Below are 26,080 nucleotides of genomic sequence, written 5' to 3'. Positions count from 1 at the left end.
CGGCCTGTCACGCCGGGGGTCGCGGGTTCGAGTCCCGTCCACTCCGCCACTTATTCAGAGTTTCAGCTCTTTAAAACTGAAAATAGGGGTGTAGCTCCAATTGGCAGAGCAGCGGATTCCAAATCCGCGTGTTGGGAGTTCGAATCTCTCCACCCCTGCCATATTCAAGGCTCTAGCAGAAATGCTAGGGCCTTTTTGCTTTCTGGAGTTTGATAAATTACAGAAGGTAGCTTGGTATAAGTAGCCATTAAGCTTCATCATTAGCGACATTTTCTATTTTATTGCTTTAACCTGCCTAATTCACCAGCTACCACCAAAAATTCAAATACGATATGCACCTAATCCTAAATGGCGACTAATATAATGAGTAAGCGTCAGTAATTCGGGATTATTATGAGGTTCTTTTTTGCACTGGTAGTATTCTTTTGTTCATTTTCTCTATCAGCAACTTCGTGGGAAAAAGAGAGTCACCCTACTAAAAATTCACCCTCATCAATTGGAAGCTATGCCAATGGTTGTCTAGACGGCGCGCAGGCTTTGCCTATTAATGGTTTGGGGTATCAGATCATTCGCCCTCAAAGAGAGCGCTACTATGGCCATACAGAAGCTATAAAGTTTATTGAGAGGTTAGGAGTCACGACCAGCGAGAAACTCAATACTAATTTATTGGTCGGTGATATTTCTCTTCCCAGAGGAGGGCGCTTTTCTTCTGGCCACTCAAGTCATCAAACAGGGTTAGATATTGATATATGGCTAAGGTTAACCAGTAAGAGGTTGTCAGAGAACGAGTTAGCAGTGCCTAAACCTGTGAGCGTTGTGGATCTTACCAACTACAAATTGCGTCAATCGAATTGGACCGATGATCACTTTCAAGTTATTCGTTATGCAGCGAAAGATGAAAAAGTGGTGCGTATTTTTGTTCATCCAGTGATCAAGCAAACCCTTTGTGAACAAGAAAACTCTGACGCTAATGATAGAGCTTGGTTAGGCAAAATAAGACCTTGGTGGGGACACCACTCCCACTTCCACGTTCGTTTAAAGTGTCCTGAAGGCAGTTCAAACTGCATAGCTCAAGCGAGCCCTCCTAAAGGTGATGGTTGTGGAGGTGAACTTGCTAGTTGGGCTCCAAAGACTGTTCCAGTTCCACCTCCTAAAAAAGTAGCGAAAACTAAGAAAAAGAAAAAAGTTAAAGTGATGCCAAGTCAGTGTTTGGCCTTGATATCGAATAAGTAATCCTGTTCATCGAGGCTTTTTACAGTGGTACTGCCACTGGTTTTCTCGACTCTAAAACTGGAGAAACATCACACTTTTGTCTAGAGTTTATAAACACGAGATTAAGAACATCGTTTGATATTGATAAAACCAATAACGATATCAGTAAAGGCGATGACGAATTTGACAAGGTTTGGTCAGGGATTGAGTGTTTTTGGGGTGAAAGATGCGGCTTATATGCAGTATACGAAATCAGAGTCTGATACCCGTCGATAGATAATTCAAGGATAAGACTATGACTATGATTTGTGCAAAGGAATTTTCAGAATGGTTAAGACATAGGTTCAACGCTGAAAGCTCGGGTATTTCTATTTCGAGAGATGACATTACCCAACTGACAGGCAGACAGCGTTTAGACCCTAGCTTCGTAAATGATGTTCATTATGAACTGATGCAGTATGGAATGGCATTTGTGACCGATACCAGCAGGGAAAACTTTTATCTTGTTCCGATAGCTCAATCAATAAACTGGCGAGAACGACTCGAATATCAATTTGAAAAAGAGCTCTTCTGCAATATTTATCCAATCGGAAAATCAGGATGAAAAAAAGGTTCAACTTATGGTTAAGTTGAACCTTTCTTCTTTTAGGTCAAGCCTTGAATGATAACAAACTTCTCGAGTAGCTCATCATCAGTTTCAATATGGTTTGGGTCAGTGATTATGCATTTTGTAATCGGGCACACTGACTGACATGTTGGCTTTTCATAGTGACCTTTACACTCTGTACATAAATCTGGATCGATCTCGAAGATACTGTCACCCATAGTGATTGCACCATTTGGGCATTCAGGATCACACATATCGCAGTTTATGCACTTGTCAGTAATTAACAGAGCCATTGTTTTCTTCTCAAGTAAGTCGCTTAAGTGAAAATTATTTGCCTGATGCGTTACGTGTATCTTGGCCTTCGCTCAAGTTACGCATCAGCAAGCCGTACTCTAGATCTAGATCTGCTGGTACAGGAATAAATACAAAGTGACCGTTACCTTTCGCATCGTCTACCGCTTCAGATTTACGGTTTTCCATAACTTCCAGTTTGAAAACAACGTTACCTTTTGGTGTCATCATTTCTAAGCTATCGCCTACTAGGAACTTGTTCTTCACTTCTACTTCCGCTAGGTCGCCACGGCGCTTACCTGTGAACTCACCAACAAACTGTTGAGTGTCAGAGATAGAGTAACCGTACTCGTAGTTTTGGTAAGTATCGTGTGTATGGCGACGTAAGAAGCCTTCAGTGTAACCACGGTGAGCTAGGCTCTCTAGTGTGCCCATTAGGCTTTCATCGAATGGTTTGCCAGCCACTGCATCGTCTATAGCTTTACGGTAAACCTGAGCTGTACGTGCACAGTAGTAGAAAGACTTAGTACGACCTTCAATCTTCAGAGAGTGAACACCCATCTTAGTTAGGCGCTCAACGTGTTGGATTGCACGAAGGTCTTTTGAGTTCATGATGTAAGTACCATGCTCATCTTCAAACGCTGCCATTTTCTCTTCTGGCTTGTGTGATTCAGAAAGCAGAACCACTTCGTCTGTTGGTTTACCAAGACCTAGTGTGTTGTCTGGACGTTCATCTTGAACTTCAACTTCTTGAATAGCGACACCAGTTGGATTAGCTTCAACGATCTGACCGTTTTCGTCTTCTTTCGCTGCTTCTGTTTTGTATTCCCAGCGGCAAGCGTTCGTGCAAGTACCTTGGTTTGGATCGCGTTTGTTCATGTAACCAGAAAGCAGGCAACGGCCTGAGTAAGCCATGCAAAGTGCACCGTGAACAAAGATCTCTAGCTCTGTTTCTGGGCAGTGTTCGCGAATCTCTTCGATCTCTTCAAGCGATAGCTCACGAGATAGGATTACACGCTCAACGCCTTGGGTTGACCAGAACTTAACGGTCGCCCAGTTTACTGCGTTTGCTTGAACCGAAAGGTGGATTGGCATTTCAGGGAATGCTTCACGAACCATCATGATAAGACCAGGATCTGACATGATAAGCGCGTCAGGGCCCATGTCTACAACTGGCTTAAGGTCGCGAATGAATGTTTTTAACTTAGAGTTGTGCGGCTGAATGTTACATACAACATATAACTTTTTGCCTTGAGCATGAGCTTCATCGATACCGATTTGTAGGTTTTCGTGATTGAACTCGTTGTTACGAACACGAAGGCTGTAACGTGGCTGGCCTGCGTAAACTGCATCTGCGCCGTAGGCGAATGCGTAACGCATGTTCTTAAGGCTTCCTGCCGGTGATAATAGTTCAGGTACAAATGGTTTTTGTGTAGTCATTACTTCGTTCTCTAATCTGATCTCAAGTCAGGTTGATACCACCAAGTGATATCAAAGGGGCGCAAATTTTACGCTAAAATGAGTTTGGTTGATAGCCCTAAAGATAGCAATGACATTAACAAGAGGGCAGAGAGGCAGATATAAGCGAGAACTTAGTGAAAAATAAGCTCAGATACCGTTAGCACCTGAGCTTATAGTTTGACTGATTAAGCGTTAGGTTGAGTTAACCCGCCTAATGATTCAAATAGGTTTGGAAGGAAAACACTGAACTCACCACACAGCAATGATAAGTCTGCATCAAAACGAGCAGCTTGATCTTCACGAGGAATATCGTCGTTTTCGTCTTTGAGCTCATCACTGAATTTTAGGCGTTTGATGCTGCCATCTTCTGCAAGAATGAATTCAATACGGTCTTGCCAGTTGATAAGAAGTTTCGTCACCATCTTATTGGCTTCGATGTGGTTTTTAATCTCATCAGCTTCTAGTTCTTGTTTCTTAACTCGAACAATACCGCCGTCTTCTTGAATAGATTTTAGTTCTGCTTCATCAAGCATAGTGATGCCTTGTGGCGTATCACCTGATTTCACCCATTCTGTAAGAGTCGTTTCGATCGCTTGCTCTGGAATAGCTGGCACTACTGGCAGGCTACCCATTGTCTTACGTAGCAATGCCAATACATCTTCTGCTTTTTTGTAGCTGCTCGCATCAACCACAATGAAACCTTCTTTTGGCATGATCAGCGCGTAAGTGAAGTTGCTGCGGCTGAATGCGCGAGGAAGTAGATCAATGATGATGTCTTCTTTTAGGTTGTCTTTCTCTTTCTTTTTCAGAGGTGTACCAGACTCTGCCTCAAGCGTTTCTACTTTTGCGTTCAATGATTCTTTGATCACAGAAGCGGGTAGCATTTTCTCTTCTTTCTTTGCACAGATAAGAATGCGGTTTTCTGATACGTGCGTCATCATATCGCCATGTCTACCCATTGCGTGTACCCAACCAAACTTTTGTTTGTCTTGGCTACCACAAGGAGTAAAGCGGAATTCTTCAAGTTGTTTCTCTAGCTGATCTGCGTTGAAATCAATATCACGGTTGAAGCGATAGACTAGGCAATTTTTAAACCACATAAATTTTTCTCATACCTTTTTAGAAGTGCTTCATGATATGAGATCTAATTCGATTTGTCCCTAGCTCTGTATCAAAAGTTATAAAGTGAAATGTTTGAGACAGTTATATGAAAATTTGTTTTCAAAGGTCACAAAAGTGTCATAATTAACTCAGATAATGCAATGCGTTGATTAAATACAAAGGCTATTCAATTATGTCGAGAAGGATTCTGGTCGTTGAAGATGAAGCACCTATTCGTGAGATGCTGTGTTTCGTGCTTGAACAAAAAGGCTACCAAGCAGTAGAGGCTGAAGATTACGATACAGCGGTAAACAAGCTATGTGAACCTTTCCCAGATCTAGTATTACTAGATTGGATGCTACCTGGTGGTAGCGGGATAAACTTTATCAAGCACATGAAGCGTGAAGAGTTAACTCGCAACATCCCAGTGGTGATGCTAACGGCTCGTGGCGAAGAAGAAGATAAGGTTCGTGGTTTAGAAGTGGGCGCTGATGACTACATCACCAAGCCATTTTCACCAAAAGAGCTTGTTGCTCGCCTGAAAGCGGTTATTCGCCGTGTAACGCCTACCGCACTGGAAGACGTGATTGATGTGCAAGGTCTTAAGTTAGATCCTGTCTCTCACCGCGTTACCGCAAGCGAAGGTCCGGTTGATATGGGACCAACAGAGTTCAAAATGTTGCACTTCTTTATGACACACCAAGAGCGTGTGTACAGCCGAGAGCAACTGCTGAATAACGTTTGGGGCACCAACGTTTACGTTGAAGACCGTACCGTTGACGTACATATTCGACGCCTGCGTAAAGCACTTGAATCTGCAGGTCACGACAAGCTAATCCAAACGGTTCGCGGCGCGGGCTACCGTTTTTCTACAAAGGCTTAGTGTGGCTTCGCTACCCAGTTTACGGAGTCCTGAATGGTTGAAAAGTTAACCTGGAAAAAGCTGGCTTGGGAGCTGGCTTTTTTTTACGCACCTTGGGTTTTAGTTGGATGGATATTCGGCTACCTACCTTGGTTACTGCTGGCTGCTACGGTATTGCAGCTCGGCTGGCATCTACACAATCAAATGCGTTTGTCCGCATGGTTGTGGGATGAGAAGCGTCTAACGCCACCATCAGGTTCTGGGAATTGGGAATCTCTGTTCAACGGTATTTATCGTATGCAGCAGAGACAGCGTCGCAAACGTAAAGAGCTGACCAACCTGATCCGCCGTTTCAGAAACGGTGCGGAATCCCTTCCCGATGCCGTTGTGGTATTTCGCGGTGAAGGCAATATCGTTTGGTGTAACAAGCTAGCTCAGTACTTACTTGGGTTTCGCTGGCCAGACGATTCAGGACAACCGATTTCTAACTTGATCCGCACGCCGGACTTCATCAAGTATCTTAATAAACAAGATTTTTCCGAACCGTTAGAGATGCCTTCGCCACTTAACGTGGAACGTATGCTTGAGCTTCGTATCGTGCCGTATACCGAGGGTGAACACCTGATGGTGGTACGTGATGTTACTCAGCTAAAACAGCTAGAAGGCATGCGTCGTAACTTCTTTGCTAACGTTTCTCACGAGCTACGAACTCCTATGACCGTACTTCAGGGCTACCTTGAAATGACGGAAGATCCAGACATGGTCGTTGGCCCTATGTGGCCTAAGGCTCATGGTGTGATGACCGAGCAATTGAATCGCATGAACAGTCTGGTCAATCAATTATTAACACTTTCTAAGATCGAAGCCGCACCAATGCACGAACTCGATGAAGTGGTGAACGTTCCGGCGATGCTTGAGGTTCTTGAGAAAGAAGCGGCAAGCCTAAGTGGTGATAGAGAGCATAAGCTTGAGTTTGATATCGATAAGAGCCTACGCGTTCTTGCTGATGAAGATCAGCTGAGAAGTGCGATATCGAATCTGGTTTACAACGCAGTGAAATACACACCACCAGGCGCGACGGTGAAAGTGCGTTGGTACCAGACCAGTCAAGGTGCCTGTTTGGATGTGTCAGACACCGGAGACGGTATCGAACCACAACACTTACATCGACTCACAGAGCGTTTCTATCGTGTAGATAAAGCACGCTCACGTGATACAGGTGGTAGTGGTCTTGGATTGGCGATTGTGAAACATGCGCTTAGTCATCATGACTCACATTTAGAAATTCAAAGTGAAGTAGGTGTCGGTAGTCGATTCCATTTTACATTGCCAAATCGACTGACAGTGTCATGAGTTGTTTGACACGCAGGATGCGTTTGCCAGTCAGCTCATTATTAGCGTTTGCTTTGGTTAACCCTGTTCATGCCGAACAGAGTGTCGAATCACTGCCTGATTATTCTAAGGTTCCGGGCATTTCTGGGAGCTTATTATCGGTAGGTTCGGATACCTTAGCGGGTATGACGACGTTATGGGTAGAGGAATTTAAATCTTACTACCCGAACGTTAACGCTCAAGTCCAAGCATCCGGTTCTTCTACGGCTCCTCCAGCCTTAACCGAAGGCACAGCTCATCTGGGACCGATGAGTCGCCCGATGCGCTTGCGAGAAGTAGAGGCGTTTGAAAGAGAACATGGTTATAAACCGACAGCACTGCGAGTGGCGATCGATGCGATTGGACTTTTTGTGCACCGTGATAACCCTATTGAGGGGCTCAACTTTCGTCAGATTGATGGCATCTTTTCAGAGACATTACGCTGTGGTGCGACGAAGCCGCTCAACGATTGGCAAGATCTAGGCGTCGACCAACCTTGGGCGAAACATCGATTCCAGCTGTTTGGGCGCAATTCCGTTTCGGGAACCTATGGCTATTTCAAACAAAACGCATTATGCGGTGGTGACTTTAAGAACCGAGTCAATGAGCAGCCAGGTTCTGCATCGGTTGTACAGTCGGTCGCATCATCAATCAGTGGCATAGGTTACTCAGGCATTGGTTATCGTGTCGCTGGCGTTAAGTTAATTCCTATTGCTGAGCATGGTTCTGATTATGTAGAGCCGACTCGAGCGAATATCTTGAGCGGTGATTACCCTCTATCGCGCTTTCTTTATGTTTACGTGAATAAACACCCAGATAAACCGCTTTCTCCCGTTGAGAGAGAGTTCCTCACTTTTGTGTTCTCAAAGCAAGGACAAGAACTTGTAGAGAAAGATGGCTATTTAGCAATACCGTCTGAGTTCGCAGAGCAAGAGTTGGCAAAAGTCGGACTCTGATTGAGGCTACGATAAACTTAGATAAGAAACGTATGAACAGCTTGCGATGTCGCAGGCTGTTTTAATTTTGACTGTTCGTTATTTTAGCTTCAACGACCATCCTGCATTTTGCCAACGTTGTTGCTCTTCTCTGAGTTCACAATCAAGCAGTTGGTTTTGGGCCAACCAATCGCTGTTAGATCCTTTCAATTCCCAGTTATCCTGTTGTTCAATCGTTAGTGTCACGTCTGGGGCCAGTGCTTGATTTCGCTGACGGTTGAGTAAGATAGCGAGTCTCAATATACGAATCAGCAGGGTGATTTGTTGTTGGGTAAACAGAGAAAGTTCCGGCAAATCTTGTAGCTTGAGCACTTTTCTTTGATAGCGAACCAATGTTGATATAAGACGTTGTTGCTCAGTATTAAATCCTGGCATTGTCGTGTGCTTAAGTAGATAAGCCGAATGGCGGTGATAGCCTTGGAATGCAATACTTTGTCCTACCTCATGAAGCAACGCAGCCCAAGCAAGCAAACCATACAGCTCATTAGTGACCGTAGTTGTCACTTGAGGTTGCACTTGCTTCAGTAATGCAAGGGCGAGCACTTTCACTTTCTCGCCATGAGTTACGTCTACATGGTATCGAGAGACGAGCGTTTCGGCAGTTCTTGTTCGAACATCAATATCTTTAAACCTATCCTCCATGTCATAAAGAACGCCTTCTCTCAGGGCTCCATCAGAAAAATGTAACTCCTTGATGTCTAGCGTATCCATGGCTGCTGAAAGAATGGTGACGCCTGCAGCAAACACAGGCTTTCTCTCATCACTTAAGCCTGAAAGGTTTAAGGTGTTGGATGATGAAAACTCACATAAGTGATTCTTTAAATAGGACAGGCGTTGGGGCGTAATGAGACCATCGGTGAACCCTAAGCCAATGAGTACCTCTTTTATTGATTTCGCGGTTCCAGATGAGCCAAAAGCGATTTGCCAAGGGGCTTTTGTGTATTCTTCAATCAATGGCATCAATAGACGAGTAGCTGCGGTATAAGCATTTGAGAAGTGTTGTGAAGTTAGCCCTTCATCAGAAAAAAAACGTTGAGTGAAGTTGACGCATCCCATCGGTAAACTGCGCATAATTAGGGGGGTAAAGCCTTGTCCTGCGACGAGTTCGGTACTGCCACCACCGATATCAATAACCAACTTAGATTCAGAAGCGGTTTGAGTGTGCTCTACACCGTTATAGATTATTCGAGCTTCTTCTTGACCTGAGATGATCTCTATTGGAAAAGGGAACAGTGGCTTGGCTTGCTCTAAGAAGTCTTTAGCGTTTTTGGCTTTTCTTAGGGTATGAGTCGCAACAACTCTGACATCATCAAGTTCAAAATCCGCCAGTCGTTCTGCGAACACCTTGAGACATTCTAGGCCCCGATCGATAGCGTTTTCGGATAGGAAGTTACGTTCATCCAATCCATCACCTAATCTCACTTTCTGTTTGTGTCTGCTGACTAATTGCAGGTGTTGATCGAATACTCGGGCAACCACCATGTGGAAGCTGTTCGAACCCAAGTCGATAGCGGCAATACATCGAGAATGTTTGTTATCAATTAGCGGCATGATTTCTTCTCTTGTTTGTACTTCTTGCGAGCAAGTTTCTCCATACGTTTAATATAGTGGTAAGTGGAGAGTTGTGACGTCGGGTAATCAAGTGGGTTTGCTGGTGGTTGTATGTAAGGGTTGCTCATCGATTGGTTTAGTACTCGAGCTTTGTTGCTGTCATCGAAATGAAACTCGGTGATATCGATAATGGTTTGCTTGATCTTTGGATCTAAAATTGGGGCTGCAACTTCGATGCGGTGATCAAAGTTTCGTGTCATCCAGTCAGCGGAAGATATATAGACTTTCGGCTTTCCAGCGTTACCAAATATCATCACTCTCGGATGTTCGAGAAAACGGTCGACCACACTGACAATCTCAATATGGTCACTGATGTTGGGTATGCCAGGGACAAGAGAGCACATACCGCGAATGACCATTCTCACTTTTACATTGGCTTGCCTAGCCTGATAAAGCTTTTCAATGATCTCTCGATCGACCAAGTTGTTGAGTTTTAGAGTGATGTTCGCAGGCTTACCTTCTATCGCATTTTGTATTTCGTTATCTATCAACTGATACAGACGTTTTCTTGTATTCTTCGGTGACACAATCAGTTGTTTGAACTGGGACTTTTGATAAGGATTTTCAATGTACTTAAAGACTTGCCTCACCTCTTGAGTCAAATCTTCATGCGCAGTGAGCAGAGAAAAATCGGTATACACGCGCGCTGTAACTTCATGGAAGTTGCCAGTGCCAATATGGGCATAATGCTCGGTATGCTTGCCTTCTTTTCGTTTGATGAGCAGCAACTTGGAATGGATCTTCAAACTTGGGATGCCATGGATGACTTTTACACCCGCTTCTTGAAGTTTCTTGGTCCATTGAATGTTGGCTTGCTCATCAAAGCGTGCTTGCAGCTCGACAACCACAGTGACCTTTTTGCCATTGTGTGCTGCATCGATGATCGAGCTGAGGAGTTTTGAGCCCTCCGCAACACGGTAAACGTTTATTTTGATGGAGGTTACCTTGGGATCAAAGGAAGCCTGCCTAACAAGTTCAGTGATGTGATTAAAAGTGTGATAAGGGTAATGGAGTAAGATGTCACGAGCTTTGATCGCTTCGAAATAGTTTGGGTAATGGCTGAAATGCGCGCATTTAATCGCGGGTAGAGGACGATTAACTAAATCACGTCGGTTAAGGCTTGGGAACTCAGAGAAATGTTTGAAGTTATGATAGCGCCCACCTGCGATGACACTGTCATAGTCAGACAGTTTAAGTCTGACTTGTAAGAAGTTGAGCATTTCAGCGGGCATCTCTGACTCATAGATCAGACGTATCGGCAGTGCCGTTAAGCGCTGCTCTAAACCTAAAGACATCGATTCTAATAGGTTATTTTCATTGTCTTCTTGAAGATCATAATCGGCATCACGTGTCATTTTTATCGCAAAACAACGCAATGAGTCATACTCAAAGAATCCTTTAAGTAAGTCATCCAAACAAAATCGAACTATATTATCTAACAAGATCAAAGTTGTACGCTGCGAACCCGAAGGTTCCGGTAGCTTAACAAATCGAGGGAGCGTCTCTGATGGGATTTCGAGTAAGACATATTGAGATGATGTCTCGCGCTCGATATCGATGGCTAAGTAACTTTGTTCATCTTTGAGAATATTAAGTAACTGGCTATCTTCGTTCAAGAGAAGCGGCGTTAAGTGTGGCAGCACTTTTTTCTTAAAGTACTTTTTTATCCAGCCACTTTGTTCTTCGCTGATTTGTTGTTCGTTGACCAGAAAAATACGATTGCGTACCAATTCCAATAGCAAGTCGTTATACAGTTTATGGAATTGAGCATCGAGCTTGCTCGCTTTGCTCTGCATTTGAGTCAGCAAGGCTTTCGGTGAGTTGGAGGTTAGCTGTGGATCTTGAAGTAAGATCTTTCGCTTCACATCAGCAAATCGGACTTTGTAAAACTCATCGAGGTTTTTCGAGTAAATACCTAAAAAACGAACTCTTTCGATTAAGGGGACTGACTTGTCTGCCGCTTCTTGGAGCACTCTTTCATTGAAGGATAACCAGCTAAGTTCTTTTGTGACATAGTCTTTTTCCATCGAGATGAGAATCCTTGAGTACTGGCTATAGAGCTGATTACTTTAAATTAGAATGGCAAAATTCACAAAATCTATGATCTTACTTTAAGAAATATGGCTAACAAACTTGTTATTAGTTTCAGTTGTTTAACGTAACTTGTAATATAATTGTCATCTAACGTACATATTATGTCAGTAGCTAAAAAAAGGTAGATAAACAGATGGCTTCAGCCCAATTTTCATTGAAAGAGCGCGACAAAAAAAGATGGTTGAAAGATCGTCTCGTCCGTTTTTCGGTGACATGTGGCGCGGTCAGTGTTCTAGCTGCCCTAGTATTGATCTTTGTTTACTTGGCAATGGTCATTTTACCGGTATTTTCAGATACTAGTTTAGAGACAGACCAAGCCGTAAAGACCGTAGCCGTAGAAGAGCCTATCGTTTTATCGGTTGATGAATATGGTCAACATGCATTTACTATCGAAAAATCCGGTTTGGTACAGTTTTGGGATTTAGAGTCTCAAAATACACACTCTTACTTTGAGCGTGATGTTGTAGCCAACCCTATCGCCTTTTCTCGAAACACCCCATCTGAAAACTGGTTTGCCTTTGCCGACAGCGCAAGCAATCTTACTTTTTTCTATCCTGAGTATAGTGCGCCTGTGCTGAAAAAAGGCAGCGAAGCCGAACCTAAAATTGAGCAAATCACTCTCCCTGAACCGTTTTTAAATGATGAATCATCAAATGGGGCGACGATCGACAAATTCGCCTTCTCTAAAAATGGACGTGGTATTACGGTTGCCGCGCAGTTAAGTGACCAACGAGTCTTGGTTAAGTGGTATCAGAGTGATCTTACTGGTCAGTATGTTTTTCAGAAGAGTCAATGGCTATCGGATAAGCTGGGCTTGCAACAGCAACTACTTGTCACTCCAGATGGGCAAACTTTATATCTCCGAGCACAATCGGACTTGGTTGTTTTAAAACTATCAGATAACGGTTTTGATGTTCGTGAAGTGATTGATCTTAGTTTGAATGATGCGAAGCATTCGGTGAAAAGTATCGATTTACTGTCTGGAGCTTATTCACTGTTGGTTACGCATGAGGATGGACAGGTTTCTCAATGGTTCGATGTACTAAAAGATGAAAAGCGTAGCCTGACCCATATTCGAGACTTCCAACTAGCAGAACAAGTGCAATTTATTCTTCCTGATACTTATAGAAAGGGTTTTTATAGTTTCTATAAGAACGGCACATTACAAAGCCACTATACGACCAGTGAAAAGCTGTCGTTGTTTGAACGAGCCTTTGATAAATCACCACAACTAGCCGCTATGTCTGCTAATGAACTGCATCTGGCGACTTTGATTGATGGCACCATTAGTGTGGCTAAAGTCGATAATGAATACCCACAAATCTCATTCTCATCGCTTTGGCAAAAGGTCTGGTATGAAAGTTACCCTGAGCCACAATACGTTTGGCAATCAACGTCGGCGAACGATGACTTCGAAGAGAAATTCAGTTTAGTACCTATCACATTCGGTACTATTAAAGCCGCTCTGTTTGCGATGATGTTTGCTGTACCAGTTGCTGTGCTCGGAGCTATTTACACCGCTTACTTCATGTCTCCACGCATGCGAAGAGTGGTGAAGCCTTCGATAGAACTGATGGAAGCACTTCCGACCGTGATCATTGGATTCTTGGCCGGGCTTTGGTTTGCTCCAATCGTCGAGACGCATTTAACAGCTGTCTTCTCATTGATGGTGTTATTACCACTGAGCACACTGCTGACTGGACTTGTTTGGTTCTGTTTACCGAAGATGGTAACGGGTCGCTTCTCTAATGGTTGGCATGCTCTGATATTGATTCCGGTATTGGTGATTACAGTGGTTGCGGTGTTTGCTGGTGGAAACAACATTGAAGCCTTGTTATTTGGTGGTGATATTCGTACCTTCTTGGCCAGCTATGGTATCGACTTTGACCAACGCAATGCTCTAGTGGTTGGTTTTGCTATGGGCTTTGCGGTCATCCCAACGATTTTCACTATTGCTGAAGATGCTATTTTCTCTGTACCTAAGCATTTGTCTGATGGCTCATTAGCGTTGGGTGCGACGGCGTGGCAGACGCTTATTTATGTGGTGTTATTGACGGCGAGTCCAGGTATCTTTTCTGCGGTTATGATGGGCCTAGGGCGAGCAGTTGGTGAAACCATGATCGTCTTGATGGCGACAGGTAACACTCCAATTCTTGACTGGAATATTTTGGAAGGGATGAGAACCTTATCGGCAACGATTGCTGTTGAACTACCAGAATCAGAAGTGGGCGGTTCTCATTTCCGCTTGCTGTTCTTGGCTGCACTGTTGCTGTTTATCTTTACATTCGCGGTGAACTCAGTTGCTGAGTGGGTTAGACAAAGACTGAGAGATAAATATCGTGCGCTGTAGTTTTAAAGGTTTGGCTCAATGTGTATCAATGGCTTTTAGTGGCTTGACTAGCGTGTCTCGTGATCTTTGCAGCTCCTTGATTTCAGCACGCCAAGAGCAAGGTCGATCATGATGAATAAACTGAAGTCACTATTATCTTGGGTTAAATCGGGCTCTCCGTGGATATGGCTAACGGGTGGGGCGGTGAGCATCAGTATGCTTTCTGTTCTTGGCCTAATGCTGCTGATTGGTTGGAAGGGCTTAACCTATTTTTGGCCCGCACCTTTGTACCAATGGCAAGTTGATTCCAAAGACTTATCACTCGTGGTCGATCTTGACGAAACCGTATCAAAACAAGATGTATTGGTTGGTCAGTTATATGAACGAAAATACATCCCGATAGAGCAAGTTCCACAAGTCCATGATCTCTTGTCACCTCAAAATTTGTCGACTGGGCTAATACAGCGCTTAAGCATTAAAGTTGCCAACAGAGAGCTGTACCCTGCGGACTTTGTTTCCATATTGGATGTTAACTTACGTGAACCAACCACCCCGCTTGATTGGGTTGTGATTGAACGAAGTCGAGGTGGCTATTTCTTTGGTAAGCCGGTGGGTTTTAAAACCGCTTCTGGCACTTTTGACTCGAACATAGACCAAAAGCTCGAACAAGGTTTGGCGTTCGCTGATACATTACGTAAAGAAACGTCGCGTGTTGTGAACCAAGAAATTCGCAATATCAGCTGGCAATTGGAAAACCTGCGCTTAGAAAAGCGTAAGCTTGAACTCAATGAGTCAGTGAGCGATGAATACCTTACAACCTATACTCAAACTAAGCTGGAATTAAACCGCCAGTTGGATGAAGCCGAAGTTAAGCTTGAGCACCTTAGAACGCAGCTTAATGTCGAAAGCTTGCTGGTTGAGGATATGACAGGCGAGCTGGTCGAGATCTCGCTAAGTCACATTCTGGATTATTGGTACCCGAATAATATGTCTTACCTAGAAAAGGTTGGGCACTGGGGCAAACAAGTTTGGAAGTTCTTATCAGAGAATCCGCGAGACTCAAACTCTGAAGGCGGTGTGTTTCCTGCGATCTTCGGCACCGTTTTGCTGGTTATTCTCATGTCGATCGTCGTGATGCCGCTTGGCGTGGTCGCTGCGATATATCTTCATGAATACGCAAAAAACAACGCACTAACACGTTTGATTCGTATCGCCGTGATTAACTTGGCGGGTGTACCGTCGATTGTGTATGGCGTTTTTGGTTTAGGCTTTTTCGTCTATACCATTGGTGGCTCGATTGATACGTTGTTCTATGCAGAGCGATTGCCAGCACCGACATTTGGCACACCGGGTCTACTTTGGTCAGCACTAACCTTAGCGGTCTTGACGCTTCCAGTCGTTATCGTAACCACTGAAGAGGGCTTAACGCGTATTCCTAGTGCAGTGAGGCACGGTTCATTAGCGCTTGGTGCTACTCAATTTGAGACGCTTTGGCGCATTGTTTTACCGATGGCAAGCCCAGCGATTATCACTGGTTTGATTTTGGCAATCGCGAGAGCCGCGGGGGAAGTTGCTCCACTCATGCTGGTGGGCGTTGTGAAATTAGCATCCAGCTTGCCAGTCGATGGTCAGTTCCCGTATCTACACTTAGACAGAAAGTTCATGCATTTGGGCTTTCATATCTATGATGTTGGTTTTCAAACCTCTAATATCGAAGCGGCACGACCTTTAGTGTATGCGACTTCATTTTTATTGGTTACGGTGATTGTTGGGTTGAACTTAACAGCCATCAATATCCGTAATAACTTGCGTGAAAAATACCGAACCTTAGGACAAGATTAGATGTTCTCGATTAATGAAACCTTGGGTTACCAAGCACCACTTGATGTTCACAACCTGAAGGATGAGCAAATTGCTATCTCGATTGAAGGGCTAAATCTTTACTATAAAGAGAGCCAAGCACTTGATGATATCTCGATGCAGATCCCGAAGGGGCAGGTGACCGCGTTTATCGGCCCTTCTGGGTGTGGTAAGTCGACTCTGCTGCGCTGCATTAATCGCATGAACGATCTTGTTGAAGGGTGTAAGGTTTCCGGCAAAGTGAAGCTTCATGGTAAGAACGTGTATCACCCTAAGGTGGATGTCGCGACCTTACGACGCCGTGTTGGTATGGTATTCCAGCGTCCCAACCCTTTTCCTAAATCTATCTATGAGAATGTGGTTTATGGCTTGAGGCTACAAGGCGTTAGCAACAGCCGAGACCTTGATGATGCGGTTGAACGCTCTCTGCGCGCTGCTGCATTATGGGATGAAGTGAAGGACCGATTGCATGAGAATGCTTTTGGTTTATCTGGCGGCCAACAGCAGCGTTTGGTTATCGCTCGTGCGGTTGCTATTGAACCTGAAGTGCTTTTATTAGATGAGCCTACATCGGCACTGGATCCTATTTCTACTTTGACGATTGAAGAGTTGATCAACGATCTCAAAACGCAATACACAGTGGTGATTGTTACACACAACATGCAACAAGCCGCGCGTGTAAGTGACCATACTGCCTTTATTCATATGGGAAAATTGATCGAGTACTCAGATACGGACTCAATTTTTACGTCTCCATTGAAAAACCAGACGGAAGACTACATTACTGGTAGGTATGGCTAACCTCTACAAAGGTGTCACCTAGAGCTAAGTCACTCTGCAAAAATGGCTTTCTTCATTTCTTTCAAGGAGCAAATATGCATTTCGGTCGCCACATTTCAGGGCAATTCAATGTCGAGTTAGAATCGATCCGTACTCATGTATTGACCATGGGCGGGTTAGTGGAGCAGCAACTCTCGTTTGCAATGCAGGCGCTTCATAAAGACGATGTTGAATTGGCTAAAAAAGTGATTCGTGATGACCATAAAGTGAATGCGATGGAAGTGTCGATTGATGAGGCGTGTACTCGAATTATTGCAAAGCGTCAGCCGACAGCTAAAGATCTGCGTTTGATTATGGCGATCATCAAAACGATTACCGATCTGGAACGTATTGGCGATGTTGCCTCTAAAATTGCTCAAGGTGCTATTGAGATCCCTTCGACCAAAGAGCAGAAATTCCATGTTTCGTTAGAGCCTCTTTGCCGTCAGGCAATCACCATGCTTCACCAAGTATTAGATGCTTTTGCTCGTATGGATGTTGATGCGGCAGCAGAAGTTCACAAGCTTGATGATAAGTTGGATGCGGAGTACGAGGCCGTTATTCGTCAGTTAATGACCTATATGATGGAAGACCCGAAGAACATTCCTAATATTTTGCAGGTGATGTGGTCAGCGCGTGCGATCGAGCGAGTCGGAGACCGTTGCCAGAATATCTGCGAATACATCATTTACTTTGTGAAGGGTAAAGATGTACGTCACTTAGGCGATCAAAGCCTTGATGACGCACTCAAATAGAGCTTATCTTTAGAAGCTAATAATGGCACCAAGATTGAAATTGACCGTTGTGTCGTAAGGCACAAAGGTTTTGTTGTGATCAAAAATATTCATATCAACACCAGCACGTAATCCAAGCATTGGTATCGCTTGGTAAACGTAGGCACCACCTAGGCTTATACCATGTGTTGTTTTCTCTTCTACTTCGCCTGAGCGCGTTTTTGTACCGTCATAACTTGCCATACCAATCTCAGCCTGAAAGCCGTGGGTTTGGTTTCTTCCAAACATGTTTTGGATACCAACACGATACGCATCAACCGTTTCGTCATATCGATCGCTGTCATACCAAAGGTGAGAATAGCTAAGATAAACGGCACCTAAATTTGCCACATCAGTGATGCCCGCCTGCACTCCGAAGCCATGATAAGAGCCAATTTTTAGTTCCGGGGATAAATGAAGACCACTTGAAAATGCAGAGGTTGAGAATAAAGCCGAAGTTAGAAGAAGTGTTTTTAGTTTCATGGTACCACCGAAGTAATTTTTGCTCTCCTTAGCATTAGGTCGATCCATGAATGAACCCAGAGAATTAAACTGGATAACGGTAATCATTATATGGACTTTGAAAGAGCAGGCTAATTCGCATTGGTTATCTCTGTAATAACGTGTACTTATCAGTGGTTGTTATCGTTACTTAGCGAGTGCTTTGTCTTACGTAGCCTTACAAAATGAGTTTGATAGATAAACGTCTACTTAACCTTATGTTATTTAGTGTATTTGTTCCGATGTAATGATGAAAATGACGATAATGTCGATGTGGCTCATTAGTGTTTACTATATTCCGATTAATCTTTAATTTATTCTCTTGCTGAATTTATCCTCCACATTTATTTTTCAGGTAGATATCAGTATGAAAAAGTTTCTTTTAGTTTTGCCCCCTCTTTTCACGTTAACAGCGTGCGGCAGCGTTGCCATCATGGACAAATCAGAAGTGGTTAGTAAGCAACCGCAACTTATTATTAAAACAGATGGTGACTTCTGGGGATTGGGACAAGAAGGAACGTTTGATATTGCAGGTATGTATCAAGGCAAATACAGTCGAAACTCATCAAGCTCAACATGGTTTGATACTGTCTCTTTTAAAGACGGAGAGCTTGCTGCTGAGATTACTAGAAACGACAATGGTCAGGTGTGGAACTTAATTTGTTCTGGCGGTGGGACTTCAGTTAACTATATGGGTGTTGATTTCGATGGCAATAAGCCTTATCGCTGTTCTGTAACCCAAAGGAATGAGAAAGTAGGAGAGTTCGTCTTAGAGCCTCAATCTGGGATGATTAAAGTTAGTTTAGAGAAGAAAGAAGCTGGCTACATACGAGTTGGGTTGAATAAATATGATGTAGAAACTGTCCACTCAAGTAAAGATCTTTTGATGTCAGTTGAAAAACCTTTAGGGTATAGCTTTAAACAAGCTTCACAAGAGGTAGCAGCCGCTCAGACGAATGGAATGCTAACTTTACAGATGATTCCTGAACTTAATGATGATGAGAAAGATACGTTAGTTATCGGTACTATTGCTAGCGCACTGAGCTGGCGTCCGGAAGAGTAAAGTACAATATATAACTTTTAATCGAACTTACTTTTGTACTTGTTCTGATAAAACTTGCTCTATGAGTTTTGAAAGCCAATTTGTTAAAGGTGAGTTTCGATTTTTAATGTGTATATAACTATAGACCGGAGTCTTCAGCGTTTTTCCGTCGACTGAGACATCTATCCCGCGTAATGTTGGATAGTTTTCTACTGGGAAAAGGTTGGAGTGGGGCATGTACATATCAGTATGCTGAATGACGTCGATCAGAGCCATGACCAATTCGCTACGAAAACCGATACTGTGCTCGATGGAGAGGTCAGTTAAAATCTGAGACGCCAAGCTAAAATTGTCATTCCAACCTGGTGTTACTAATGATGCGATTTCGTACCCTGCCATGTCATATGGAGTTATGGTGTCTTGCTTTAAAGGGTGATCTTTCCTAACAAATATACGTCCTGTTAATTCAATGAGCTGCCTTGTATAGACTTCTTTACTTGTCTTTTCTCCCAGGTAGCTTACTCCCATTAAAACCTCATCTTTTTGTATATCTGAGACAGACGAGTTTGACCATGGAACAAGCTTTAGTTTAGCGTTTGGTGCTTGTGCTCTTATATCTTTAAAAAGTGAGCCAGACAGACAAGAAAGTACCACTGGAGATAGGGCTATTTTTAGCGTGTAATCAATCTCTTTCGGGTCAAAAGCGTTCGATGTATTAATCGCGATAGATAGACCGTCCATGAACGGTTTGATTTGATTAGTGAGCTGCTCTGAAAATGCCGTAGGTTGTAAGCCTCCATGAACCTTTACAAAAAGGTCATCGTTGAAGTGGTGTCTTAGCTTTTGTAGGGCTTGGCTAACAGCAGGCTGTGAAACAAAGAGTCGCTCCGCAGCCTTTCTGGTGTTTTTTTCTTGATAAACAATCAGGAATGTTCGTAACAGGTTTAAATCAAGAGAGCTGAATAAGTCTTTAGCCATATCTATCCATGAAAATTTTCTGCGCTATTAAATCTAATATACGTCAGTCAGTTAGATTAGTCAGCGAGGTTCTCTGGATTTGTGCTGGCGACTATTGCCCTAAGCGGTGAGGGCGGCTCTCACATCAGATATCTTACTCGCGTCGGTCACTGGGATCTGATAATCATCAATATCATCATTGCCCATTTGAGCACTTGAGTTGTTTTCCATTAGGCTCGGTCTTGTTGATTTACCTGAAAGGTGAAGAGCAGGTACTTGGGTAGCGCTTTGAATCATTTTAGCATTCGCAGCGTTAACGCCAGCTCCCGCCATGATATCAATTCGTCCATTGGCTTGTTTGACCATTGCTGCCAATACATCAATGCCTTGTTTGGCATTTACAGCAAGCCCTGATGTCAGGACTCTTTCGCATCCAAGTGTAATCACCTGCTCTAATGCTGCTTGGTAATCAGAGCTTTGATCGATGGCTCTGTGGAAGGTAATCCCAAGCTTTAACGAGTGCGCTTTGTCAGCCAGTTGTTGCATCTTTGGCATATCAATACTTCCGTTCGGCGCTAACACACCAAGTACGACCCCATCCAATCCTGCATTTGCACAAGCTTCAATATCTTCAAGCATACAGAGCATATCGTCGTTATCGAAAATGAAATCGCCTTGTCTTGGTCTTATCATAGCGTAGACAGGAACGGACGAAATTATTGCCGCTTGCTTCATCATTCCGAAGCTTGGAGTTAATCCGCCAAGTGCCAATGAAGAGCAAAGCTCAATTCGATTCGCGCCACCAGATAGTGCGTTATCAAGAGATTCTAAGTTATCGATACAGACTTCAATTTCGGTGTTCATCGTGTTTATCCGTTCAAAAAGATACTGATGAAATAATAGCAATCTAGATACGGACATGAATAGGCAGTGCTAGAGGAAAATAGGGGTAAAGTTTGGGTTTAGAGCTACCTCAATTATGTATCACAAGAGACAGCTTACGGTGAAGGCTAGTGAGAAAACAAAAAGCCCGAAGCGTTAACTTCGGGCTTTTAATAGGACTTTACTTCTTAACTGATTGGCGGTGCGCTTTGCGCTATTAGCTTATGCTTTATGTCTCTTTATAGAGAGTCTTCCAACCATTAACCCGTGTTGAGTTCGGGCTTAAGAGGTAATTACTTGCTTAGGTCGTCAGCGTGCTCAGATAGGAATGCTGCAACACCTTTTGGAGATGCGTCCATACCTGATTTACCTTCTTCCCATTGTGCAGGACAAACTTCACCGTTCTTCTCGTGGAAGTTTAGTGCGTCTACCATGCGTAGCATTTCGTCGATGTTACGACCTAGTGGAAGATCGTTAACTACTTGGTGACGTACAAGACCGTCAGCGTCGATTAGGAAAGAACCACGGAAAGCAACGCCTGCTTCTGGGTGCTCAACATCGTATGCTTTGCAGATCTCGTGCTTAACGTCAGCAATTAGAGGGTATTTAACTTGACCGATACCGCCATCAGCGATAGCAGTGTTACGCCATGCGTTGTGAGAGAATTGAGAATCGATAGAAACACCGATTACTTCAACGCCTTTAGCTTGGAAATCTTCAAGACGGTTGTCGAAAGCGATTAGCTCTGAAGGACAAACGAAAGTGAAGTCTAGTGGGTAGAAGAAAACTACAGCTTTCTTACCTTTAGTGAATTCTGCGAAGTTGAAGTTATCAACGATCTCACCGTTACCTAGAACAGCTGCTGCAGTAAAGTCAGGGGCTTGACGACCTACTAGTACCATTTTGGAATCTCCTAAAAATTAGTTGGCCCAACACATCTTTGTTTGGGCTCCGTTTCTACGGGACAAACTATAGTACAATCGGTACTATAGAAAAAAGCGAATTAAATAGATTAAGTTAATCGAAAAAAGCGATAAGCTTATTCTTTGTCCTGTCCTTAGGTCTTATGACCTTTACGTAACTTATCCTACTCATATTACAAAGTAATTTCATGAATAAATGGCCAAGTCTTAAGCAACTTCACTATCTTGTTACTCTTCACGAAACTCGTCATTTCAGTGATGCCGCTGATCGCTGTTTCGTTAGCCAATCGACGCTAAGTAAAGGTATCCAAAATCTGGAAGAACTCATCGGTTGCCCGCTTTATGAGAAGAAAGATAAAAAGAGCCCGCTGGTTTTCACGCAAGCCGGTGAGCTGGTGGTAAAGCACGGTCGAGAGCTACTAGCGAAAGGACAAGATCTGGTTGAGCTTGGAAATCTATGTAACGGCGATGCGATGCAAGGACAGCTGCGAGTTGGGTGTATCCCTACTATTGCTCCTTTTCTTTTGTGCGATTTGGTACAAGAAGCCAACCAGCGCTTTCCACAACTAAATCTGCTGTTACGTGAAGATACAACAACCAACCTATTGGCTGCGCTCCGTCATGGAGACCTAGATGTACTGATTCTGGCTTTGCCTGTCGATATAGACAATATGGAAAGCCAAGTTGTTGGGCAAGACCCTTTCCGGATGGTGATCAGTCGCAATCAAGCTGATGGTATTCGCGTTCCGATTAAATACGATGACCTGCCAGACGAATCTGTATTCTTGTTGGAGAACGAGCATTGCTTAACCGAGCATGCCGTGTCAGCGTGTAAGTTAACGGATAAAGAGAAGATAAACCCGTTCACAGCAACTAGCTTGCACACATTGGTGCAAATGGTAGCTAATGGGTTAGGTACTACCTTTATTCCTCAGATGGCGATCGACCACGGTTTATTGGAAAACCAGAATCTTGTTGTGATCGATCCTCCAGGCCAGCAAGCGTATCGAGACATCGGCCTTGTGTGGCGCCCTAGCTCATCACGTCGTGAGACATTCCATCAGTTAGCAGATGTGGTATCTGAGCTTCTATAATAATCCGCTGCGACAACAATCCCTCTGAGCGGCTGAATTGGCCGCTCTTCTTTATATCACTTCTGAGCTTTACTCTACTTCCGCCTCTTCTGGCTCGACTTCTTCTTGCAGCTCCAGCAAATTGATCGCTATCGTGACAAAATCGCTGTCTGTAATAATGCCTACTAGTTCGTGGTTTTCTACGACAGGTAAACAGCCCACTTTGTGCTTCTGCATATAAATAGCCGATTCTTTTAATCCTGCACGCGGCTCTACTGACATAACACTTTTGTGCATGATGTCGTTGAGGGGAGTAGCAAGAGTAAAAGATTGAGCTTGTGGGATGTTTTGTAGGCTGGATTCTTGAGCGGCTAGAACGTCTCGTTGGGTGACGACACCTAGTAGTTGTCTATCAGAATCGACGACCGGTATATGGCGGATATCAAGCGCTTCCATCATGTGCTTAGCATCGGCCAGTGAGTGTGAGCGCAATAGGGTATGAGGGTTGCGAGTCATCATATCTTCAACCTTGATCATACGAACCTCCTTCTTTTTTATTTGTTGCTATTACTATAGTTTTTTATCCAAAAAATAACTGAGATCTGACGCATTCTTGGGTGAGTTTTATGCAACTAATTCTTTAGTTTGAGGAGGTGAATCAGTCGCATTATTTTACGCCTCTTTACAATAATCCAGTGCTGTAAACCTTGCTATTGCGGCTCGTGTGCCTATACTAGCCCACTGCGAAATTTTTAGTCGTGTTTGCGATGTGTTTCTGGTAACGATTGACTTACCGAAACGATTATCCAGCAACTACGATTTATGATTCGTCAACGGCACAAATCTCATCAACTAAGACAAGACTAGACACATGCAAGTTTCAGATTTTCACTTTGACCTACCAGATGAACTCATTGCTCGCTACCCTCAAGAGGAGCGTACAGCAAGCCGCCTGCTTAAATTAGATGGCAACAGCGGTAACCTAGCTGATGGTTCGTTTAAAGACGTTTTAGACTTGGTTGAGCCAGGCGATCTTGTTGTTTTCAACAATACTCGAGTGATTCCAGCTCGTGTATTTGGTCGCAAGGCATCAGGCGGTAAGCTTGAAGTGCTGGTTGAACGTATGCTTGATGAGAAAAGCATTCTTGCGCATGTTCGTTGTTCTAAATCACCGAAGCCGGGTACCAAGTTGTTCCTTGGTGAGAACGATGAATATGAAGCTGAAATGGTGGCGCGTCATGATGCGTTATTCGAAATCCATTTCACATCCGATCAAAGCGTTTTAGAGATTCTTAACAGTGTTGGTCACATGCCACTGCCTCCTTACATCGATCGTCCTGATGAAGATGCAGATAAAGAGCGCTACCAGACTGTCTATAATGAAAAGCCGGGTGCGGTTGCAGCGCCAACAGCAGGCCTTCACTTTGATGACAAGCTAATGGCTGACATGAAAGAAAAAGGTGTTGAGTTTGCTTACGTGACACTTCACGTTGGCGCTGGTACGTTCCAGCCAGTAAAAGTTGATAATATTAACGATCACCACATGCATGCTGAGTACGTTGAAGTGCCGCAAGAAGTGGTTGACGCCGTAGCTGCAGCAAAAGCGCGTGGCGGCCGTATTATTGCTGTTGGTACAACGTCAGTACGCTCACTAGAAAGTGCAGCTCAAGATGCAGTGAAGAAAGGCACCGAGCTCGTTCCTTTCTTTGGTGATACAGAAATCTTCATCTTCCCTGGCTATGAATACCAGTTGGTGGATTGCTTGATTACCAATTTCCACTTACCAGAATCAACGCTGATTATGTTGGTGAGTGCATTTGCTGGCTACGATAATGTGATGGGCGCATACGATCACGCCGTGAAGAGCGAATACCGTTTCTTCAGCTACGGCGATGCGATGTTCATCAATAAGAAAACGAGCTAACTTAAGCTGGTTTAAGCGATACAAAAATTTACGGGTGCTAGCAGTAAGCTAGGAGTCGGGCAGGGTGTCTGTCTAATCTCTCGCAAGGAATACGCGACCGCTCCTCATAGAGCCCACTAGACTGAACTTTTGTTTGGCCTAAGGTTCTGAATTAACAGTCAGATTGTTTCTCTGGCATATTGGAGGCTTCGTGAAATTAAAATACGAACTTAAAAAAACTAATAGCGGCGCACGTCGTGGTCAACTTCAGTTTGAACGCGGTAGCGTTGAAACCCCAGCATTCATGCCTGTAGGTACTTACGGTACTGTTAAAGGTATGACACCTGAAGAAGTAAAAGACACAGGTGCTGAAATCCTATTAGGTAACACATTCCACCTATGGCTACGTCCTGGTCAAGAAATCATGAAAATGCACGGTGACCTGCACGATTTCATGAACTGGCACGGTCCTATCCTGACTGATTCAGGCGGCTTCCAAGTATTCAGCCTAGGTGCAATGCGTAAAATCACTGAAGAGGGTGTTCATTTCCGTAACCCTGTAAACGGTGACAAGATCTTCATGGACGCTGAGAAGTCTATGGAAATCCAAAAGGATCTAGGTTCAGACATCGTAATGATCTTCGATGAGTGTACGCCTTACCCAGCGACACACAAAGAAGCAAAAGACTCCATGGAGATGTCTCTTCGTTGGGCTGAGCGTTCACGTAACCACTTCGACAAACTTGAAAACCCGAACTCACTGTTCGGTATCGTTCAAGGTGGCGTGTACGAAGACCTTCGTGATGTATCCGTTAAAGGCCTAACTGAAATTGGTTTTGACGGTTACGCAGTAGGCGGCCTAGCAGTAGGCGAACCAAAAGAAGATATGCACCGCATTCTTGAGCACACATGTCCTCAACTGCCAGAAGATAAGCCACGTTACCTAATGGGCGTAGGCAAACCGGAAGACTTGGTTGAAGGTGTTCGTCGTGGTATCGACATGTTTGACTGTGTAATGCCAACGCGAAATGCACGTAACGGCCACCTGTTTGTGACTGAAGGTGTGATCAAGATCCGTAATGCGAAGCATAAAACCGATACAACACCACTAGATTCAGAGTGTGACTGTTACACTTGTAAGAACTACAGCAAGTCGTACTTACACCATTTGGATCGTTGTAACGAAATCCTAGGTGCTCGACTGAACACGATTCATAACCTGCGTTTCTACCAACGAGTAATGTCAGACATTCGTCAGTCTATCGATGAAGACCGCTTTGAAGAGTTCGTTGCAGAGTTCTACGCAAGAATGGGGCGTGAAGTGCCACCACTAGGTAAAGAATCTTAGTATTTCTTTTTTTGCGAGCCCTATCTCTCTTCCGAGTGATGGGGCTTGAAAATAAAGGGATGTGA

Annotated in this window: 23 protein-coding genes and 1 tRNA gene; 14 read left to right on the top strand and 10 right to left on the bottom strand. The window is 43.9% G+C overall.

Annotated elements, in window-relative coordinates; translation table 11 throughout:
* Nucleotides 1–84 precede the first annotated feature (84 nt).
* The 3 genes from AB6E85_RS21260 to AB6E85_RS21250 all read left to right on the top strand — a co-directional run bounded on the left by AB6E85_RS21260 (nt 85) and on the right by AB6E85_RS21250 (nt 1,816).
* A tRNA-Trp gene (locus AB6E85_RS21260) sits at nt 85–161 on the top strand.
* Between the two features lie 232 nt (nt 162–393).
* The gene (mepA, locus tag AB6E85_RS21255) at nt 394–1,233 is read left to right on the top strand and encodes a penicillin-insensitive murein endopeptidase (RefSeq protein ID WP_372144118.1); all 840 of its coding nucleotides are present in this window, start codon (nt 394–396) and stop codon (nt 1,231–1,233) included.
* Between the two features lie 274 nt (nt 1,234–1,507).
* Entirely contained in the window at nt 1,508–1,816 is a 309-nt protein-coding gene (locus tag AB6E85_RS21250; protein ID WP_050646920.1) for a hypothetical protein, read from the top strand.
* Nucleotides 1,817–1,857: 41 nt separating this feature from the next.
* On the opposite strand, the gene AB6E85_RS21245 is transcribed toward AB6E85_RS21250, so the two are convergent.
* From AB6E85_RS21245 to rdgC, 3 genes are all read right to left on the bottom strand, one after another.
* Complete coding sequence (locus AB6E85_RS21245) at nt 1,858–2,112, bottom strand: YfhL family 4Fe-4S dicluster ferredoxin (protein WP_004735061.1); 255 nt, start codon at nt 2,110–2,112, stop codon at nt 1,858–1,860.
* Between the two features lie 34 nt (nt 2,113–2,146).
* Complete coding sequence (yegQ, locus tag AB6E85_RS21240; protein WP_019823039.1) at nt 2,147–3,550, bottom strand: tRNA 5-hydroxyuridine modification protein YegQ; 1,404 nt, start codon at nt 3,548–3,550, stop codon at nt 2,147–2,149.
* 206 nt (nt 3,551–3,756) lie between these two features.
* Nucleotides 3,757–4,671: a recombination-associated protein RdgC gene (gene rdgC / locus AB6E85_RS21235; protein WP_372144116.1), complete on the bottom strand. Its 915-nt coding sequence runs from the start codon at nt 4,669–4,671 to the stop codon at nt 3,757–3,759.
* A 194-nt stretch (nt 4,672–4,865) separates the two neighbouring features.
* Here rdgC and phoB point away from each other — a divergent pair, with 194 nt between their 5' ends.
* Genes phoB through AB6E85_RS21220 form a run of 3 tightly spaced genes read left to right on the top strand, consistent with a single transcriptional unit; the run spans nt 4,866 to nt 7,861 of the window.
* Nucleotides 4,866–5,555 (top strand): phosphate regulon transcriptional regulator PhoB, encoded by a 690-nt coding sequence (phoB, locus tag AB6E85_RS21230; RefSeq protein WP_004735064.1) that lies wholly within the window; start codon nt 4,866–4,868, stop codon nt 5,553–5,555.
* Between the two features lie 33 nt (nt 5,556–5,588).
* Nucleotides 5,589–6,887 carry a phosphate regulon sensor histidine kinase PhoR gene (gene phoR, locus AB6E85_RS21225; RefSeq protein ID WP_019823041.1) on the top strand — a complete coding sequence of 433 codons (1,299 nt, stop codon included), beginning with the start codon at nt 5,589–5,591 and terminating at the stop codon, nt 6,885–6,887.
* Between the two features lie 17 nt (nt 6,888–6,904).
* Entirely contained in the window at nt 6,905–7,861 is a 957-nt protein-coding gene (locus AB6E85_RS21220; protein WP_372144122.1) for a PstS family phosphate ABC transporter substrate-binding protein, read from the top strand.
* A 78-nt stretch (nt 7,862–7,939) separates the two neighbouring features.
* On the opposite strand, the gene ppx is transcribed toward AB6E85_RS21220, so the two are convergent.
* Together ppx and ppk1 are read right to left on the bottom strand one after the other, a co-directional pair.
* Nucleotides 7,940–9,451: an exopolyphosphatase gene (gene ppx / locus AB6E85_RS21215; protein WP_372144114.1), complete on the bottom strand. Its 1,512-nt coding sequence runs from the start codon at nt 9,449–9,451 to the stop codon at nt 7,940–7,942.
* Nucleotides 9,442–11,538, bottom strand: coding sequence for a polyphosphate kinase 1 (ppk1, locus tag AB6E85_RS21210; RefSeq protein WP_372144112.1), 2,097 nt, complete (start codon nt 11,536–11,538; stop codon nt 9,442–9,444). Before ppk1 ends, ppx begins: the two co-directional genes overlap by 10 nt.
* Nucleotides 11,539–11,738: 200 nt before the next feature.
* On the opposite strand from ppk1, the gene AB6E85_RS21205 reads away from it, so the two are divergent.
* The 4 genes from AB6E85_RS21205 (at nt 11,739) to phoU (ending at nt 17,368) form a co-directional block, all read left to right on the top strand.
* Nucleotides 11,739–13,955: an ABC transporter permease subunit gene (locus tag AB6E85_RS21205; RefSeq protein WP_372144110.1), complete on the top strand. Its 2,217-nt coding sequence runs from the start codon at nt 11,739–11,741 to the stop codon at nt 13,953–13,955.
* 111 nt (nt 13,956–14,066) lie between these two features.
* Nucleotides 14,067–15,776, top strand: a complete 1,710-nt coding sequence (gene pstA / locus AB6E85_RS21200; protein ID WP_048608162.1) for a phosphate ABC transporter permease PstA — start codon at nt 14,067–14,069, stop codon at nt 15,774–15,776.
* Nucleotides 15,777–16,595: a phosphate ABC transporter ATP-binding protein PstB gene (gene pstB, locus AB6E85_RS21195; protein WP_009848269.1), complete on the top strand. Its 819-nt coding sequence runs from the start codon at nt 15,777–15,779 to the stop codon at nt 16,593–16,595.
* A 74-nt stretch (nt 16,596–16,669) separates the two neighbouring features.
* Complete coding sequence (phoU, locus tag AB6E85_RS21190) at nt 16,670–17,368, top strand: phosphate signaling complex protein PhoU (protein WP_009848270.1); 699 nt, start codon at nt 16,670–16,672, stop codon at nt 17,366–17,368.
* A 9-nt stretch (nt 17,369–17,377) separates the two neighbouring features.
* Here phoU and AB6E85_RS21185 read toward each other — a convergent pair whose 3' ends face one another.
* Nucleotides 17,378–17,869, bottom strand: coding sequence for a hypothetical protein (locus AB6E85_RS21185; protein ID WP_372144120.1), 492 nt, complete (start codon nt 17,867–17,869; stop codon nt 17,378–17,380).
* 385 nt (nt 17,870–18,254) lie between these two features.
* Between AB6E85_RS21185 and AB6E85_RS21180 the strand changes: the two genes are divergently transcribed.
* Nucleotides 18,255–18,950 (top strand): hypothetical protein, encoded by a 696-nt coding sequence (locus tag AB6E85_RS21180; RefSeq protein ID WP_372144108.1) that lies wholly within the window; start codon nt 18,255–18,257, stop codon nt 18,948–18,950.
* Nucleotides 18,951–18,977: 27 nt separating this feature from the next.
* On the opposite strand, the gene AB6E85_RS21175 is transcribed toward AB6E85_RS21180, so the two are convergent.
* The 3 genes from AB6E85_RS21175 to AB6E85_RS21165 all read right to left on the bottom strand — a co-directional run bounded on the left by AB6E85_RS21175 (nt 18,978) and on the right by AB6E85_RS21165 (nt 21,670).
* Nucleotides 18,978–19,907: a LysR family transcriptional regulator gene (locus AB6E85_RS21175; RefSeq protein ID WP_065113435.1), complete on the bottom strand. Its 930-nt coding sequence runs from the start codon at nt 19,905–19,907 to the stop codon at nt 18,978–18,980.
* Between the two features lie 99 nt (nt 19,908–20,006).
* The gene (locus tag AB6E85_RS21170; RefSeq protein WP_372144106.1) at nt 20,007–20,750 is read right to left on the bottom strand and encodes a copper homeostasis protein CutC; all 744 of its coding nucleotides are present in this window, start codon (nt 20,748–20,750) and stop codon (nt 20,007–20,009) included.
* Between the two features lie 311 nt (nt 20,751–21,061).
* Nucleotides 21,062–21,670 carry a peroxiredoxin C gene (locus AB6E85_RS21165; protein WP_017062526.1) on the bottom strand — a complete coding sequence of 203 codons (609 nt, stop codon included), beginning with the start codon at nt 21,668–21,670 and terminating at the stop codon, nt 21,062–21,064.
* Nucleotides 21,671–21,879: 209 nt separating this feature from the next.
* Here AB6E85_RS21165 and AB6E85_RS21160 point away from each other — a divergent pair, with 209 nt between their 5' ends.
* Nucleotides 21,880–22,785, top strand: a complete 906-nt coding sequence (locus tag AB6E85_RS21160) for a hydrogen peroxide-inducible genes activator (protein WP_017062525.1) — start codon at nt 21,880–21,882, stop codon at nt 22,783–22,785.
* A 69-nt stretch (nt 22,786–22,854) separates the two neighbouring features.
* Here AB6E85_RS21160 and AB6E85_RS21155 read toward each other — a convergent pair whose 3' ends face one another.
* Nucleotides 22,855–23,301, bottom strand: coding sequence for a CBS domain-containing protein (locus AB6E85_RS21155; RefSeq protein ID WP_017062524.1), 447 nt, complete (start codon nt 23,299–23,301; stop codon nt 22,855–22,857).
* A gap of 334 nt (nt 23,302–23,635) precedes the next feature.
* Between AB6E85_RS21155 and queA the strand changes: the two genes are divergently transcribed.
* A complete protein-coding gene (gene queA / locus AB6E85_RS21150) occupies nt 23,636–24,688 on the top strand; it encodes a tRNA preQ1(34) S-adenosylmethionine ribosyltransferase-isomerase QueA (protein ID WP_048613454.1) in 1,053 nt (350 codons plus the stop codon).
* Nucleotides 24,689–24,878: 190 nt separating this feature from the next.
* Nucleotides 24,879–26,015 (top strand): tRNA guanosine(34) transglycosylase Tgt, encoded by a 1,137-nt coding sequence (tgt, locus tag AB6E85_RS21145; protein ID WP_372144104.1) that lies wholly within the window; start codon nt 24,879–24,881, stop codon nt 26,013–26,015.
* The last annotated feature ends 65 nt before the right edge of the window (nt 26,016–26,080 follow it).

The sequence above is a fragment of the Vibrio sp. 10N.247.311.51 genome (assembly GCF_041467855.1).
In the GTDB taxonomy this organism is placed as follows: domain Bacteria; phylum Pseudomonadota; class Gammaproteobacteria; order Enterobacterales; family Vibrionaceae; genus Vibrio; species Vibrio coralliirubri.
This window is presented reverse-complemented; position numbering and strand designations above follow the sequence as displayed.

Bases quoted from the DNA above. Each gene is read 5' to 3' on its own strand.
- AB6E85_RS21205 (WP_372144110.1), top strand. From the start codon at position 11,739: ATGGCTTCAGCCCAATTTTCATTGAAAGAGCGCGACAAAAAAAGATGG.
- mepA (WP_372144118.1), top strand. From the start codon at position 394: ATGAGGTTCTTTTTTGCACTGGTAGTATTCTTTTGTTCATTTTCTCTA.
- ppx (WP_372144114.1), bottom strand. From the start codon at position 9,451: ATGCCGCTAATTGATAACAAACATTCTCGATGTATTGCCGCTATCGAC.
- AB6E85_RS21155 (WP_017062524.1), bottom strand. From the start codon at position 23,301: ATGATCAAGGTTGAAGATATGATGACTCGCAACCCTCATACCCTATTG.
- AB6E85_RS21245 (WP_004735061.1), bottom strand. From the start codon at position 2,112: ATGGCTCTGTTAATTACTGACAAGTGCATAAACTGCGATATGTGTGAT.
- rdgC (WP_372144116.1), bottom strand. From the start codon at position 4,671: ATGTGGTTTAAAAATTGCCTAGTCTATCGCTTCAACCGTGATATTGAT.
- yegQ (WP_019823039.1), bottom strand. From the start codon at position 3,550: ATGACTACACAAAAACCATTTGTACCTGAACTATTATCACCGGCAGGA.
- pstA (WP_048608162.1), top strand. From the start codon at position 14,067: ATGAATAAACTGAAGTCACTATTATCTTGGGTTAAATCGGGCTCTCCG.
- AB6E85_RS21165 (WP_017062526.1), bottom strand. From the start codon at position 21,670: ATGGTACTAGTAGGTCGTCAAGCCCCTGACTTTACTGCAGCAGCTGTT.
- pstB (WP_009848269.1), top strand. From the start codon at position 15,777: ATGTTCTCGATTAATGAAACCTTGGGTTACCAAGCACCACTTGATGTT.
- AB6E85_RS21175 (WP_065113435.1), bottom strand. From the start codon at position 19,907: ATGGCTAAAGACTTATTCAGCTCTCTTGATTTAAACCTGTTACGAACA.
- queA (WP_048613454.1), top strand. From the start codon at position 23,636: ATGCAAGTTTCAGATTTTCACTTTGACCTACCAGATGAACTCATTGCT.
- phoB (WP_004735064.1), top strand. From the start codon at position 4,866: ATGTCGAGAAGGATTCTGGTCGTTGAAGATGAAGCACCTATTCGTGAG.
- AB6E85_RS21185 (WP_372144120.1), bottom strand. From the start codon at position 17,869: ATGAAACTAAAAACACTTCTTCTAACTTCGGCTTTATTCTCAACCTCT.
- ppk1 (WP_372144112.1), bottom strand. From the start codon at position 11,538: ATGGAAAAAGACTATGTCACAAAAGAACTTAGCTGGTTATCCTTCAAT.
- phoU (WP_009848270.1), top strand. From the start codon at position 16,670: ATGCATTTCGGTCGCCACATTTCAGGGCAATTCAATGTCGAGTTAGAA.
- AB6E85_RS21250 (WP_050646920.1), top strand. From the start codon at position 1,508: ATGACTATGATTTGTGCAAAGGAATTTTCAGAATGGTTAAGACATAGG.
- AB6E85_RS21160 (WP_017062525.1), top strand. From the start codon at position 21,880: ATGAATAAATGGCCAAGTCTTAAGCAACTTCACTATCTTGTTACTCTT.
- phoR (WP_019823041.1), top strand. From the start codon at position 5,589: ATGGTTGAAAAGTTAACCTGGAAAAAGCTGGCTTGGGAGCTGGCTTTT.
- AB6E85_RS21180 (WP_372144108.1), top strand. From the start codon at position 18,255: ATGAAAAAGTTTCTTTTAGTTTTGCCCCCTCTTTTCACGTTAACAGCG.
- AB6E85_RS21170 (WP_372144106.1), bottom strand. From the start codon at position 20,750: ATGAACACCGAAATTGAAGTCTGTATCGATAACTTAGAATCTCTTGAT.
- AB6E85_RS21220 (WP_372144122.1), top strand. From the start codon at position 6,905: ATGCGTTTGCCAGTCAGCTCATTATTAGCGTTTGCTTTGGTTAACCCT.